The organism is Paenibacillus sp. JT22N15 (genome assembly GCF_059383755.1).
In genome coordinates, this window is sequence record NZ_JBXENV010000005.1 from 287,152 (window position 1) to 301,290 (window position 14,139).

Consider the following 14,139-nt stretch of genomic DNA (forward strand, 5'->3'; position numbering starts at 1 on the left):
CCAAATGTAGCTTCTTGCAAGAAATAGAATAGGAAACGGTGATTGAAAAGGAGGAGAAGAGAATGGGAGGACAACCCGCGTATGTGGTACGAGGGGCAACCATGAGATGTACGTGCGGCACGCATTCACGCCGAATCAACTTGCCAGAGAGCCATGGGTCGTATGTGAATGGCAAGCCGATGATGAATGAGGACGATAACAGCCCGGAGAACGTGCCGTATTTTGGCCTATGCCGTAGTCCTAAAATGGCAGCCGGGGAAGTCGTGTACTTGATTAATGAGCAAGGCATTACCGAGGGTGGCCCGCCCTGTATGCCAGAGATTTTTAATAAGTGGGTGCTGCCAAAGGAAAATGCGAAGGTAGATAACAAACCAGCGCTGACGACCCAATCGTTTCTTACGTGTGCCATGGATGGTCAAATCTATTTTCTCTCGGACGGTCAGCACGATTCAGATTAGGTAGACAAAGGACAACGGGGAGGAGGGATGCAGATGATCGGTTATGATCGATTGCGGGTAGAAGGCCCCTGCAAGCTGAAGCATATCACGGATGTGGCGATGAGCTGGAAGCCGGGCGAGCATGGGACGCTACGGATTAGCGGAATGGTCGAGGAAGAGATGCGAACGAACGCCACGCTGGAAGCGGTATGGCAGGATAAAATCGCGTTGTACGACGAAGAAGAGGGTAAACGGAAACCTCTGTTTAAGGGAGTCGTCACATCTGTGCAGACGGTGCATCGCAATGGGGTGTACACAGTCGAGATCGAAGCGGTGTCGGGAAGTATCTATAGCGATCTGAAGAAGCGGAAGCGATCTTTTCAGGATACGAGCCAGACGTACGAGAAGATCATAACTACCGTACTGCGTGCGTATCCAGGCGGGGATGTGCTGCTTCAAAAGGGAGAGAAGGAAAAGCCATCTGAGCCTGTCATTCAATATGAGGAGACGGATTGGGAGCTGACGAAACGACTAGCGAGCCAGTTCCAGTCGGTGGTGGTCTGTGATATATTGGAAGAAACGCCGAAGCTGTTTATTGGGATGCCGGAGGGGAAAGAGCATAAGCTGCCTGAAGGAGCATCGTATACGGTGAGCAAGGATTTGGCGGCTTTTCAAAAAGCAGGCGGGGAAGCAGCGGGCCTGCATGATACGGATTTTTTCGGCTATGAAATACGATCCAAAACGTTCTATCGTTTGGGTGATCGCTTTAAAATTCGAGGCTATATTGAACTGATCGTATCGTCGATGACGGCACGTTTAGAGAAGGGTCAGCTGATCTACCATTATCGGCTGTCGCGGGAAGCCGGAATACGAGAGCTACCCATGATGAATCGCAGGCTGTCAGGCCTGACACTGCAAGGAGAAATTCTGGCAGTGAAAGGGGAACAGGTGCAGGTGCATCTGGCGATCGACGATAAGCAGGACAAGGGAACAGCGCACTGGTACCGTTATGCCCCAGAGACGGGAAGCGCGATGTACAGTATGCCGCAGGTGGGAACAAAAGCGAATCTGTATCTAGCCGATGCTGGCGGACAAGAAGCGATCGTCACGGGTGGTGTACGGACGAACGGAGCAAGTGCGGAAAAGACGGCCGATCCGAATAACCGTTATTTTGGCACGGAGCATGGCAGTGAAATGAAGCTGTCGCCGACGGGAGTTGAGTTCACAGGCGGAAGCAAGGAGCCGCTGTTTTTGAAGCTGGACGATGCCGTAGGCATTATCTTGAGCAGCCCGCGCAAACTGACGCTGACAGCGAAGGAAGAGATTTCGCTGTTCACGCCGAAGCGCGTAGTTATTGGCGCGCAAGCGCTGCTAGTTGCGAAGAAGACGAGCGCGCCAAGCGGAATTACGCTGGAAGGCGAGTACAACCTGATGGGGGCGCAGATCCGAACGGAAGGGAAAGATCGGACGAGCTATGCGCCGTATGACGATGCACCAGTAGAAGGCGAGCCGCCTCCCCCACCGCCACCACCAGAAAAACCGCCGTTTAGTTGGGGAAAACTAGCGAGGAATGTGCTGGCAGGATTGGCTGTCGTCGCAGTAGTCGCGGTAGCAGCAGCCTTCACGGTAGCGACACTAGGAGCGGGAGCGGTCGTTGTCGGTGCAGTGCTAGCTGGAGCGGCCATTGCGGGAACCGCCGCAGTCGTGAGCCAAGCGGTATCGGATATTGCCCGCGGCGAGGTCAGCGATATGGGCACGTATGTGTCAACAGCCTTTCGAGAGACAGTCATCGGGGCGATATCTGGGGCGGTGTTTGGCCCATTTGGTCCGATGGCGAACCTAGGTGGACGTATGGCATTTGGTGCGGTGCAGAATGGGTTTGAGAGTGTCATTCGCCAGACAATGGAAGGCAAAGGGTTTAGCTTTGGCACACTGGCACTAGATATGGGAATCGGCGGTTTAACCGGTGGTATAATGGATTCGCGGCTCACGAAGGCGATTGGTAGCAAAATTGCAAATGCGAAAATTGTTAAATCCTTGGGCAACGCATTTGGCGATTCGCTGAATAAAATGACGGGCTGGATTGGGAATGCCGCAGATGCGGTTAAAGCGAAACTGATACGTGATGCATTGGATATCAAGGATGCAGCAACTACGGGCTGGAAGAAGCTTCAGAATGCCTTGACGATTAAGAAGGTGGGGGATGATCTTGTTCCCGCGGGTCCTGGAGGAAATGTTAAACTTCATGATAGTCCTGATTCTGTACCTTCAAGTCCGTCACAGCATCATAAGGATTTCTTTAGCGAATCCGAGGCTGGTAAGAAGGAATTGGCGGATCGTTTGAAGAATGAGGCTGAGGGGACGGGTAAACCTTCTGTAAATAGAGTGTCTAGAACAGCAACTCCAGAAGATAATGAATTAATTGATACTTTAAGAAAGAAATACACAGCAGGTAAGAAAAGGAATGTCGCGTTTTCAAAGGGACAAATTGGTGACGATGCTATTGATTTAGAATGTGTGAGTGGTAGAGTACATCTTGATAATCCGCAAAATAAGGGAAACTTTATTCCTCCAAAAGAAAACTACTATCAAGGGCCATTAGGCTACGAAACCGATACCGAGCAAAAAATTGTAGAATATCTAAGAGCGAAATATAAAGATACTCCTGATATTAAAGGTAGGATTGAAATTGTTTCAGAAAACCCATTTTGTGACAACTGTATAGACATTGTTGATCAATTTCAAAAAGATTTTAAGAATATAGAGGTGATAAGAGTTGAAGTACGAACAAAATAATGAATTTAGTTTAGAAGATTTCATAAGAAGACTCAAAAATGATGATAATGAACTCGAACCGTGTAATGAAGAAGAGTTACAGGAATTATTATTATTTGCAGGTGGGGAATTACCAAAAACGTACATTGAATTTATGAAGAAAATGGGTAAAGGTGTACAATTTTTAAGGGGAGAATCTTGTTTGCTACACGATATCTTTGACTTGAAAGAAGCAGCAATTGAATTACTGGAAGAAAATAACTTTGAAAAAAAACTATCGAATGATGAATTTGTATTTTGGATGCATCAGGGGTATATGTTTTGTTTCTTTAATCTAACAGAAGGAGATAATCCCTCTATCTATTTTTATTCTGAAATGAATGATCAAGAAGATTTTTATAAAATTGCAGACTCATTCACAGAGTTTCTATATCGTTTCTATGATAGGGATAGATTTCTCTTTAGTCCCAAATAGTCAACTATGCCGCCGCTAATCACCATCGGGGGGATGCAATAATTTTTTTCAGAATAGCTATGCCTATAAATTAATTGTGGCGGATGAGGGAATAGACCTCAGCCGGTACTGATTAAACCCATTATCAAACCCATGTAATACCCGTATAAAGATTTCTTCATTTCGGTTGTACGCACATCAAATGCTTTAATTTTATAACCCAAATAACGCTACTTCGTTACATTGAACAGGTCGATTATGGTCAGATACCACCATAATGGATCTGTTTTTTGTTATGTTCGCTTTCTCAATTTTAAACTTTATGATAGTCCTGATCCTAAGCCTTTCGATCCATCTCAGCATAATAAAAATAGTTCAAAAGAAAAATTGGAAATCAAGACAAGAAGTGAAAAAATAGAAATAGCTGCGCGAGAACTAAGAGGCAATTACTTCGAGTGTTTGGTGAATTAGAATATTCTTACTTAAAATTGGATGGGAAATTTGAGTCTTTTCATTTTAAACCCAAGCTTGTATTGGGAGACATAATAGAAAGAGAAGATTATTCAGAATTTGAGTATTGGTTTAACGAACCGTTAGTTGTAATTAGCGAAGCCTATCGTCGCAACATGAATATGTTTATGTCAGAAAGCGGGAAAGTTTATGGTGAATACGGAGGATATCAATTATTCAAATTTGGTGAAAATATTTATGAAGCCTTAGAAGCGCTCTGCCAACCTAAGCCTATAGAGGAAATAAAAAATCCAAGTGTACCCTGATTTTTGTTCGTAAGAACTGTGGAGTTTTTTGATTCTTTTTTATAAAATGTCTTCATCTATTAAAACAAAAGATTTACTTCGACTTAAAAAGTTGAAGTAAATCTTTTTTATTTATAACCCAGAAGCCATCGCTATGAGAAGCGAGAGTGCAAGCAGCCAAACGGCCCACCCGATTTACACCCTCGCAGATATCTATATGACCGAAAGCCCCTATGAGCAAATCACTGCCCTGACGATCGTAAAAGAAGTGAATGAGCATATTCAGCTGACGTTGAGCGGCATCGTACCGGAAAGTAAGTTGGATGTCTATATCGAGCGGATCTCGGACAATGAGCCGATTGAGGTGTACACGCAGACGGAGGAGAGCGGCAAGCGGACGCTTTTTCATGGCATCATTACGAACGCCCGCATCCAAGTGGTGCAAAACGTGCGAACGCTGACGATTGAAGCACAAAGTCGCACGTTCCTGATGGATCTCAAAAAGGAAACGCGCTCCTACCAAAACGGGCAGCAAACGTATGAGCAGATTTTGAACCAGCTGGCGTCGGATTATCCGAATGCGAATGTCGTGGATGAAGCGTCGCAAGGCAAGGCCATAGGCGGCCTAATCATGCAATATCTAGAAACCGACTGGGCGTTTGCGAAGCGGCTGGCGTCGCATTTCAATATGCCGCTGCTGGCGATCAGCGCGATGCCGGGCATCCGTTTTTATGCGGGCGTGCCGGAGGCGGGCGGCGAGGTCGTGCTGACGGAGACAAACTATTCGATCCGCAAGGAAATGGGCGTCTATAAGCAGTTGGCTGAAAATAGCAAAGCGAGCTTTACCGAGCAGGGCCGGATGATTTATGAGGTGACGAGCCATACTGCCGTTGAACTGGGCAGCGCCGTTCAATTTCAGCGTCGCTCCTTGTTCGTATACCGAGTGGAGGCGCGCACGGAGCAAGGACTGCTGGTCTACCATTACGATCTTCGAGAGCGGGAAGGATTTCGCTGCGGCACCCGTTATCTGGAGGAGATTACGGGTATTTCGCTATTCGGCACCATTGCTGGCGTGGAAAAAGACAAAGTAAAGCTGAAGCTGAAAATCGACGGCGGAGGAGCGGATACATGGTTCCCATATTCGACCGTGTATTCGTCGCCAGACGGCAGCGGGTGGTACTGCATGCCGGAGATCGGCGATGAGGCAAGGCTGTATTTTCCGGATGCAGAGGAGAAAAATGCGTTTGCAGCGAGCTCGGTTGATGTCGCATCTTCGGATACGACGAAGCGCAGCGACCCGGCGGTGAAAAGCATCAGCACGAAATATGGCAAGCAGATTGTGTTCCAGCCGGGCGCGGTGGAGATTATCGGAGGCGGGCAGATGCTGATGCGCCTGACCGATGACGGCGGAATCGAGATCAACAGCGATAAGAAAATTATGCTCACGGCTGTGGAAGATATTGAGATCACGAGCGAAGCGAACATTTTGATCCAAGGAGAGACGGGCATCGATTTGAAGCAGGGCGACGCGATGCTGACGGTGCAGGATGAAGTGACGCTGAGCGGCGGAAAGGTCAACATCGTATGAGTCAGGTGATGACGCGGGAAGAGGCGCTGGCTGACTTTTTGGAGCGGCATGTGTTTGATCGGTGGCAGGAGGATGTGCTGCTTGTGAATGAGTTTTACGAGGAGCATCAGGAAGCGATTGATGCGGAGCTGACGAGAGCGTTTGAGGCGTTATGCGTGCGGGCAGCGGAGCTTCAAGCAGCGGAAAAACAAGGGAAGCTGAAATATATCTACCTCTCCTATTTACGCACGAGCATCATGGAGGGCCATTGTACGTATCGGATTGATGCGTATGATGAACGCTGGCTGATGGATACGTCCGGTTGTACGGTGAGTTGGGAGCCAGCGTTTCTGTTCGCTCCGATGTTTGAGAGAGTGAAGCAACTGGAGCCAGAACGAGTCGCTTATGCACGCAAGGTCACGATGATGGATATCGACGACATTCGCCAGCTGGAAGCAGAGAAATGCCATACGCTAGCGGTAGAATACGTGCGGGGTCAGATGGAAAAGCTGATCCAGCTTGAGACCTTCACCACGCTTGCGAAGGCGGAAGGCTGGGCGATTGCAATGGGGGAGTACCGCGATCAGACGGAAATATTGGCGGAGGATGGTCATGGTGTACACGCACTGGATGAGCTAAGCGATAGCGAAAGCGCGGAAGAAGAGGACGGAGATCAGCGTCAAGAGCAGCAGTCAGGAAAGGACGGTGCATCCTGATGGACTATTTTGTACTGAAGCAAGATAGCCGTTACACGAGTACGCCGATGCTGGAAGGGTTGAGGGAGAAGCTGGACATGCGGGATATGTATGCGGCGACCTCGTACCGGATACCGGACAAGCTCCTGTTTCAAATCAAGGGAGAGAAAGACAGCGTGTTTACAGATGTGCTGGATCGGCAGCTCTTTTTGCTATCGGATGGATTGAAGCGGTTAGTGGAGCTTTACGAGCCGAGGGCGGTATACAAGATGGTCATTTTGATGCATATGCTGACTCGCCGCCAGAAAACGTATTACTTGCCCTTTTTTGAGGAGCTGATGTGTTTAAGTCCGTATGCCGAGCTGCATCAGGATCAGCGAACGATTAAGCATTTGGTGCTGGATCGGGAGCGTCTGCAAGGGAAGAAAATCGTGCGGGTGAGCGAAAGCGAGTTGCCGCTGATTGTTGTGCGGCTGGATGTAGCGGAGAGCCTGCTGCGGCGGGAGCCTGTGGGTATTCGTTTGGAACGGGTGGAGCTGGCTTAGAAGAAACCAGTCACCAATATTGGAGTGTTTGGAGAGCGTAGACCAAATGATTCGCAACCAGTTTTAGCTTTTAACAAGAAAGAGAATAGGAAACGGTGACCGAAAAGGAGGAGAAGAGAATGGGAGGACAACCCGCGTATGTGGTACGAGGGGCAACCATGAGATGTACGTGCGGCACGCATTCACGCCGAATCAACTTGCCAGAGAGCCATGGGTCGTATGTGAATGGCAAACCGATGATGAATGAGGACGATTACAGCCCGGAGAACGTGCCGTATTTTGGCCTATGCCGCAGTCCTAAAATGGCAGCCGGGGAAGTCGTGTACTTGATTAATGAGCAAGGCATTACCGAGGGTGGCCCGCCCTGTATGCCAGAGATTTTTAATAAGTGGGTGCTGCCAAAGGAAAATGCGAAGGTAGATAACAAACCAGCGCTGACGACCCAATCGTTTCTTACGTGTGCCATAGATGGTCAAATCTATTTTCTCTCGGACGGTCAACACGATTCAGATTAGGTAGACGAAGGACAACGGGGAGGAGGGATGCAGATGATCGGTTATGATCGATTGCGGGTAGAAGGCCCCTGCAAGCTGAAGCATATCACGGATGTGGCGATGAGCTGGAAGCCGGGTGAGCATGGGACGCTGCGAATTAGCGGGATCGTCGAGGAAGAGCTGCGGACGAATGCCACGCTGGAAGCGGTATGGCAGGATAAAATCGCGTTGTACGACGAAGAAGAGGGTAAACGGAAACCTCTGTTTAAGGGAGTCGTCACATCCGTGCAGACGGTGCATCGCAATGGGGTGTACACGGTCGAGATCGAAGCGGTATCGGGAAGCATCTATAGCGATCTGAAGAAGCGGAAGCGATCTTTTCAGGATACGAGCCAGACGTACGAGAAGATCATAACTACCGTACTGCGTGCGTATCCAGGCGGGGATGTGCTGCTTCAACAGGGAGAGAAGGAAAAGCCATCTGAGCCAGTCATCCAATATGAGGAGACGGATTGGGAGCTGACGAAACGTCTGGCGAGCCAGTTCCAGTCGGTCGTGGTCTGTGATATATTGGAAGAAACGCCGAAGCTGTTTATTGGGATGCCGGAGGGGAAAGAGCATAAGCTGCCTGATGGCGCATCATACACGGTGAGCAAGGATTTGGCGGCTTTTCAAAAAGCAGGCGGGGAAGCAGCAGGTCTGCATGATACAGACTTTTTCGGCTATGAAATACAATCCAAAACGTTCTATCGTTTGGGTGATCGCTTTAAAATTCGAGGCTATATTGAGCTTATCGTATCGTCGATGACGGCGCGTTTGGAAAAAGGTCAGCTGATCTATCATTATCGGCTGTCGCGGGAAGCTGGGATACGAGAGCAGCCTATGATGAATCGCAGGCTGTCGGGCCTAACCCTGCAAGGAGAAATCCTTGCGGTGAAGGGAGAGCAGGTGCAGGTGCATCTGGCCATCGACGATAAGCAGGACAAGGGAACAGCGCACTGGTACCGCTATGCCCCGGAGACGGGAAGCGCAATGTACAGTATGCCGCAGGTAGGAACAAAAGCGAATTTATATCTAGCCGATGCAGGCGGTCAAGAAGCCATTGTCACTGGCGGCGTGCGAACCAATGGGGCGAGTGCAGAAAAGACGGCCGATCCGAACAACCGTTATTTTGGTACGGAGCATGGCAGTGAAATGAAGCTGTCCCCGACGGGAGTCGAGTTTACAGGCGGAAGCAAGGAGCCGCTGTTTTTGAAGCTGGACGATGCCGTAGGCATTATCTTGAGCAGCCCGCGCAAGCTGACGCTGACAGCGAAGGAAGAGATTTCGCTGTTTACGCCGAAGCGCGTAGTCATTGGCGCGCAAGCGCTGCTAGTAGCGAAGAAGACGAGTGCGCCAAGCGGGATCACGCTGGAAGGCGAGTACAACCTGATGGGGGCGCAGATCCGAACGGAAGGGAAGGATCGGACGAGCTACGCGCCTTATGATGATGCACCAGTAGAAGGTGAGCCGCCTCCTCCACCGCCACCACCGGAAAAACCGCCATTCAGCTGGGGAAAACTAGCGAGAAATGTGCTGGCAGGATTGGCTGTCGTCGCAGTAGTTGCGGTAGCAGCGGCGTTTACGGTAGCGACACTAGGAGCAGGAGCGGTCGTTGTCGGTGCAGTATTGGCTGGAGCAGCCATTGCGGGAACTGCCGCAGTCGTGAGCCAAGCGGTATCGGATATTGCCCGCGGCGAGGTCAGCGATATGGGCACGTATGTGTCAACGGCCTTTCGAGAGACAGTCATCGGGGCGATATCTGGGGCGGTGTTTGGCCCATTTGGTCCGATGGCGAACCTAGGTGGACGTATGGCATTTGGTGCGGTGCAGAATGGGTTTGAGAGTGTCATTCGCCAGACAATGGAAGGCAAAGGGTTTAGCTTTGGCACACTGGCACTAGATATGGGAATCGGCGGATTAACCGGTGGTATAATGGATTCACGTCTTACGAAGGCAATCGGTAACAAGATCGCTGGTGCGAAAATCGTGAAGACTTTGGGCAACGCATTTGGCGATTCGTTGAATAAAATGACGGGCTGGATTGGGAATGCGGCAGATGCGGTTAAAGCGAAACTTATACGTGATGCATTGGATATTAAGGATGCAGCAACTACGGGCTGGAAGAAGCTTCAGAATACTCTGACGAATAAGAAAATGGGTGACAATCTTGTTCCCGCAGGTCCTGGAGGAAATGTTAAACTTCATGACAGTCCTGATTCGATACCTTCAAGTCCGTCACAGCATCATAAGGATTTCTTTAAGGAATCTGAAGCGGGTAAGAAGGAATTGGCGGATCGTTTGAAGAATAAGGCTGAGGGGACGGGTAATGATGCACAGACACCAAGAACCGGACCAGAATGGGATGAGTATTTCCGTTCAAAATATGGAGATGAAAATGTAGATTGGAAAACTAGTTCTGAATATAAGCTATATGGTGATAAGTATATTCCATATACACCTAAAATCAGACCAAATTCTATAATTACTAAACCATCATTACCTAAGGGTGGAAAACCGGAAGGGAATTATGCCAAGATCCCACCAAAAGGTGATAGAGGATTAGAAAGACAAAATGAATCTGCTGATGTACTTGCAGAACAAGGATATCGTACTATAATGCTTGATGAACTTCCAAACGGAAATGGTTTTGGTGGAAATGGCTATGGTATTGATCCTAAAAAAAGTCCAGATTTTATTATAGAGGGACAAGTATTTGATTGTTATGCTCCTGATTCAATTATTCTAAAAAATACTCTTGACATGCTTAGAGAAAAAACTACAAAGCAAGCTAGAAGAATAGTGTTAAATTTAAATGATTATCCTGTTGAGAAAAGGACGGAGCTTATTGATCATTTAATAAGTCAGACACACAAGGACTTAAAACATTTAGATGAACTATTAATTATTGAAGATCGTCAAGTAACTAGAGCGTACTGGAGGTATGAGTAATATGGATTTTAGGTTATCTATTGGTTTTGATTTACCTAGAGAATCCTTAAGAAAGTTGCTTTATGATATGATATGTGAAGTATTATTTGTAGAATTAATTGACTATGAGGCAGAAGTGCGAGATAGGTCTGATAATCGAGAAGTGAGTATTGGTTGCACTTATTTTTCAATGAGTATTGATTTAGATAATGAGGATGAATATTTGGAGCGTTTTCGAGAAATGAATTTTGAAGCGTATGGTGTGACTACAAATGTTCTTATTAGTATTCAATTTATAACGAGCACTTTTGATATTGGTTGGTTAAAAATGTTGGAGTTAATTGGTAAAATATTGCGAATGAACAATTTGGATTTAGTTATTGAAGATCATACCTCATATCCACTATTTAAAAGAATTAAAGGGCGTTTAATTATTAATAGTAATTTAGATTATCGGACATGGTATCTGGAAAAAGAAAATCTAGCACTATTGAATTATCCATATGAAGAAGAGGATTTTTTAAAAGATAGTGAAGAAGAAAAGTAAAGGATTGTTAAGATTTTTTTGGTATATCAATAACCATATTAACCACGCCACAATACGAGTTAAAACTCCCGTGTTGTGGTCTTTTTTCGTTCTTTAATGTGGATGGTGGGAGTTGGTGGAGTAGACCCCACCCAGTGCCGAATGAACCTGTCATTCAACCAATAACACATCTAACCCATGTAATACGCGTACAAAGATTTCGTCAACACGGGTGTACGCACATAAGATGCTTTAATTTTATAACCTAAATAACGCTAATCCGATACATCAAACAGGTTGATTATGGTCAGATGTCACCATGATTGACCTGTTTTTTGTTATCTTCGTTTTCTTGCGTTATTTTTCAAATTTACTCACAACTGTAGAATGGGCCGCCCCGATAGGGAAAATGAAATAACAATAATCGCATCTTATAGGGTAGATACCGTCACTATTAAGAGTAGGACGGCTAAAACGAAAAAAATTTTTCATATCGTCCGCAACTTAATTGAACCTTTCAGCGATTGTTAAAGCGAAGAAAGAACTCTGCTGACGAGCAGTTGACATAGAAAAGGTAGGATACGTATAAGGCAGGGGCGCAGATCCGAAGGGAATGATCGGACAAGCTATGCGCCTTATGACGATGCGCCCGTAGAAGGCGAACCACCTCCCCCACCGCCACCACCAGAAAAACCGCCGTTTAGTTGGGGAAAACTAGCGAGGAATGTGCTGGCAGGATTGGCTGTCGTCGCAGTAGTCGCGGTAGCAGCAGCGTTCACGGTAGCGACACTAGGAGCGGGAGCGGTCGTTGTCGGTGCAGTGCTAGCTGGAGCGGCCATTGCGGGAACCGCCGCGGTAGTGAGCCAAGCAGTGTCCGATATTGCCCGCGGTGAGGTCAGTGATATGGGTACGTATGTTTCAACGGCCTTCCGAGAGACGGTCATTGGGGCGATATCTGGGGCAGTGTTTGGCCCGTTCGGACCAATGGCGAATCTAGGTGGACGAATGGCGTTTGGTGCGGTGCAGAATGGGTTTGAGAGTGTCATTCGCCAGACGATGGAAGGCAAAGGATTTAGTTTTGGTACACTGGCGCTGGATATGGGAATCGGCGGATTAACCGGTGGTATAATGGATTCACGTCTTACAAAGGCAATTGGTAGCAAGATTGCTGGTGCGAAAATCGTGAAGACCTTAGGCAACGCATTTGGCGATTCGCTGAATAAAATGACGGGCTGGATTGGAAATGCGGCAGATGCGGTTAAAGCGAAACTGATACGTGATGCATTGGATATCAAGGATGCAGCAGCTGCTGGTTGGAAGAAGCTTCAGAATGCCTTGACGAATAAGAAAATGGGTGACAATCTTGTTCCCGCAGGTCCTGGAGGAAATGTTAAACTTCATGATAGTCCTGATTCTGTACCTTCAAGTCCGTTACAGCATCATAAGGATTTCTTTAGCGAATCTGAAGCGGGTAAGAAGGAATTGGCGGATCGTTTGAAGAATGAGGCTGAGGGGACGGGTAATGTTCCACCTATTAAACCTATCGAACCACGGGGCGAACCAATAAAATTTATCCCTAGTTTCAAGCAGGAAGAGATTGCGTTAAAAACATATGAGAAATTAAGAGCATCAGGATTAGATATGCAGGAGATAGAAAAGTTCGCCGGAAATACCGGTTTAAGTTTAGAAAAAGCGGTACAATTAAAGAAACATATGATATTGACTGAGCACATTAACTTAGTAGACACAATTAATGGGAAGTATTATTATAAAGGTTATTTTGATCCCGTAATTGACGTTGCTTATGGATGGGAGCAGGCATTAGTAAGAGAGTTGAATGAAGCGGAAAAAGCGTGGTTTAGGAAACTAGCTGATCATGAGATACCAGAAAGTGAAATGATGCAAGATGGATTACCTTACCGCGATATAAATGAATTTAATGGTGGTACGCAGAACGAAAGTACAAAGGGTGCTCACGAGTTGGCACCACCACAGCCTGAAGGTTTCCCAGGTTTCAAACCAAAAATTTGAGGTGATAGAAATGAATGTTAATTTTGAAAAGGCAAAGAAAAGGGTGCAAAGTATTAATTGGGAAATAAGGGATTATGATAAGCCTTCCCACGCTGTTTTAGTAACTGAGTTTATTAGAAGGGGTAATATTTTTTTAGATTCTAATTCCATAGGTGATAACAGGCGTGCAATTTTTAATGCAGTTGAAATTGTTCAGTTTGATGTACCAAGTCATATAAAGGAGAATTATATTGAACAAGACAATTCTAATATTGACTGGGTTGTTGAATACCTTTGTACTTACTATATTGACTGGGCATATGCAGTTGACCAAGAATTACCTATTGCATTGAAATTTCATGATTTATATGATCCAATAATTAAACTTTTTGAGAGGGGCGGAAGAATCGGCTACCACCATAATGAATTAGTATGCGGTACACGTGGATGGCCGCGAAACTCTGGGGCAATTACTAGAGAACTACTGCCACAAGACATAAGCGATGAGGCCCTTAACGCTCTTGATGCGAACAGTTAGGTTCTATAATACGATTAATTTAGTTATTATCCTAAGTTACCATTAGTTCAGTTTATAAAATAATTAGTTAATTATACGCCACAATACGAGCTAGCCGCCGTGTTGTGGTTCTATTTTTATCCACTGCTATATGCTAAAAAAATAATCATACAAGTGGTGGCTATTTCAAAAATACCCCACCCAGTACCGAATGAACCCATCATTAAAACAGTAACACTTCTAACCCTTGTAATACCCGTATAAAGATTTCTCCATTTCGGCTGTACGCACATCAAATGCTTTAATTTTATAACCTAAATATCGCTATTCCGTTACATTGTACCTCTGTCAATAGAGTAGACATAAGAAACCGAGAGAGTTAAGCAGTCTTTCG

General features: G+C 46.5%; 12 protein-coding genes and 1 pseudogene. 12 read left to right on the forward strand and 1 reads right to left on the reverse strand.

Annotation, left to right across the window (positions count from 1 at the left end; translation table 11 throughout):
* Positions 1 to 62: 62 nt before the first annotated feature.
* From AC50X8_RS12105 to AC50X8_RS12150, 10 genes and pseudogenes are all read left to right on the forward strand, one after another.
* Entirely contained in the window at positions 63 to 458 is a 396-nt protein-coding gene (locus AC50X8_RS12105; protein WP_494879938.1) for a DUF4280 domain-containing protein, read from the forward strand.
* 33 nt (positions 459 to 491) lie between these two features.
* Positions 492 to 3,233 (forward strand): deaminase domain-containing protein, encoded by a 2,742-nt coding sequence (locus tag AC50X8_RS12110; RefSeq protein ID WP_494879939.1) that lies wholly within the window; start codon positions 492 to 494, stop codon positions 3,231 to 3,233.
* Positions 3,214 to 3,687, forward strand: a complete 474-nt coding sequence (locus AC50X8_RS12115) for an SMI1/KNR4 family protein (protein WP_494865700.1) — start codon at positions 3,214 to 3,216, stop codon at positions 3,685 to 3,687. The genes AC50X8_RS12110 and AC50X8_RS12115 overlap by 20 nt, the downstream gene beginning before the upstream one ends.
* A 413-nt stretch (positions 3,688 to 4,100) precedes the next feature.
* Positions 4,101 to 4,442 (forward strand): annotated as a pseudogene (locus AC50X8_RS12120) (SUKH-3 domain-containing protein); the annotation flags it as partial.
* Positions 4,443 to 4,575: 133 nt separating this feature from the next.
* On the forward strand, positions 4,576 to 6,009 hold the full coding sequence (locus AC50X8_RS12125) for a contractile injection system protein, VgrG/Pvc8 family (RefSeq protein ID WP_494879940.1): 1,434 nt from the start codon (positions 4,576 to 4,578) through the stop codon (positions 6,007 to 6,009).
* The gene (locus tag AC50X8_RS12130; RefSeq protein ID WP_494879941.1) at positions 6,006 to 6,704 is read left to right on the forward strand and encodes a hypothetical protein; all 699 of its coding nucleotides are present in this window, start codon (positions 6,006 to 6,008) and stop codon (positions 6,702 to 6,704) included. Before AC50X8_RS12125 ends, AC50X8_RS12130 begins: the two co-directional genes overlap by 4 nt.
* Positions 6,704 to 7,228 (forward strand): hypothetical protein, encoded by a 525-nt coding sequence (locus AC50X8_RS12135; protein WP_494879942.1) that lies wholly within the window; start codon positions 6,704 to 6,706, stop codon positions 7,226 to 7,228. The genes AC50X8_RS12130 and AC50X8_RS12135 overlap by 1 nt, the downstream gene beginning before the upstream one ends.
* Before the next feature lie 119 nt (positions 7,229 to 7,347).
* The gene (locus AC50X8_RS12140; protein ID WP_494879943.1) at positions 7,348 to 7,743 is read left to right on the forward strand and encodes a DUF4280 domain-containing protein; all 396 of its coding nucleotides are present in this window, start codon (positions 7,348 to 7,350) and stop codon (positions 7,741 to 7,743) included.
* A 33-nt stretch (positions 7,744 to 7,776) separates the two neighbouring features.
* Positions 7,777 to 10,713 (forward strand): CdiA C-terminal domain-containing protein, encoded by a 2,937-nt coding sequence (locus AC50X8_RS12145; protein ID WP_494879944.1) that lies wholly within the window; start codon positions 7,777 to 7,779, stop codon positions 10,711 to 10,713.
* A gap of 1 nt (position 10,714) precedes the next feature.
* Positions 10,715 to 11,239 carry a hypothetical protein gene (locus AC50X8_RS12150; RefSeq protein ID WP_494879945.1) on the forward strand — a complete coding sequence of 175 codons (525 nt, stop codon included), beginning with the start codon at positions 10,715 to 10,717 and terminating at the stop codon, positions 11,237 to 11,239.
* A gap of 614 nt (positions 11,240 to 11,853) precedes the next feature.
* Here AC50X8_RS12150 and AC50X8_RS12155 read toward each other — a convergent pair.
* On the reverse strand, positions 11,854 to 12,057 hold the full coding sequence (locus tag AC50X8_RS12155) for a hypothetical protein (RefSeq protein ID WP_494879946.1): 204 nt from the start codon (positions 12,055 to 12,057) through the stop codon (positions 11,854 to 11,856).
* A 19-nt stretch (positions 12,058 to 12,076) separates the two neighbouring features.
* On the opposite strand from AC50X8_RS12155, the gene AC50X8_RS12160 reads away from it, so the two are divergent.
* Positions 12,077 to 13,249 (forward strand): hypothetical protein, encoded by a 1,173-nt coding sequence (locus AC50X8_RS12160; RefSeq protein ID WP_494879947.1) that lies wholly within the window; start codon positions 12,077 to 12,079, stop codon positions 13,247 to 13,249.
* 1 nt (position 13,250) lies between these two features.
* Positions 13,251 to 13,766 carry a hypothetical protein gene (locus AC50X8_RS12165; RefSeq protein WP_494879948.1) on the forward strand — a complete coding sequence of 172 codons (516 nt, stop codon included), beginning with the start codon at positions 13,251 to 13,253 and terminating at the stop codon, positions 13,764 to 13,766.
* Positions 13,767 to 14,139 lie beyond the last annotated feature (373 nt).

Coding starts and splice junctions, on each gene's coding strand:
- AC50X8_RS12150 (WP_494879945.1), top strand. CDS start 10,715: ATGGATTTTAGGTTATCTATTGGTTTTGATTTACCTAGAGAATCCTTA.
- AC50X8_RS12135 (WP_494879942.1), top strand. CDS start 6,704: ATGGACTATTTTGTACTGAAGCAAGATAGCCGTTACACGAGTACGCCG.
- AC50X8_RS12125 (WP_494879940.1), top strand. CDS start 4,576: ATGAGAAGCGAGAGTGCAAGCAGCCAAACGGCCCACCCGATTTACACC.
- AC50X8_RS12145 (WP_494879944.1), top strand. CDS start 7,777: ATGATCGGTTATGATCGATTGCGGGTAGAAGGCCCCTGCAAGCTGAAG.
- AC50X8_RS12130 (WP_494879941.1), top strand. CDS start 6,006: ATGAGTCAGGTGATGACGCGGGAAGAGGCGCTGGCTGACTTTTTGGAG.
- AC50X8_RS12140 (WP_494879943.1), top strand. CDS start 7,348: ATGGGAGGACAACCCGCGTATGTGGTACGAGGGGCAACCATGAGATGT.
- AC50X8_RS12155 (WP_494879946.1), bottom strand. CDS start 12,057: ATGGCCGCTCCAGCTAGCACTGCACCGACAACGACCGCTCCCGCTCCT.
- AC50X8_RS12110 (WP_494879939.1), top strand. CDS start 492: ATGATCGGTTATGATCGATTGCGGGTAGAAGGCCCCTGCAAGCTGAAG.
- AC50X8_RS12105 (WP_494879938.1), top strand. CDS start 63: ATGGGAGGACAACCCGCGTATGTGGTACGAGGGGCAACCATGAGATGT.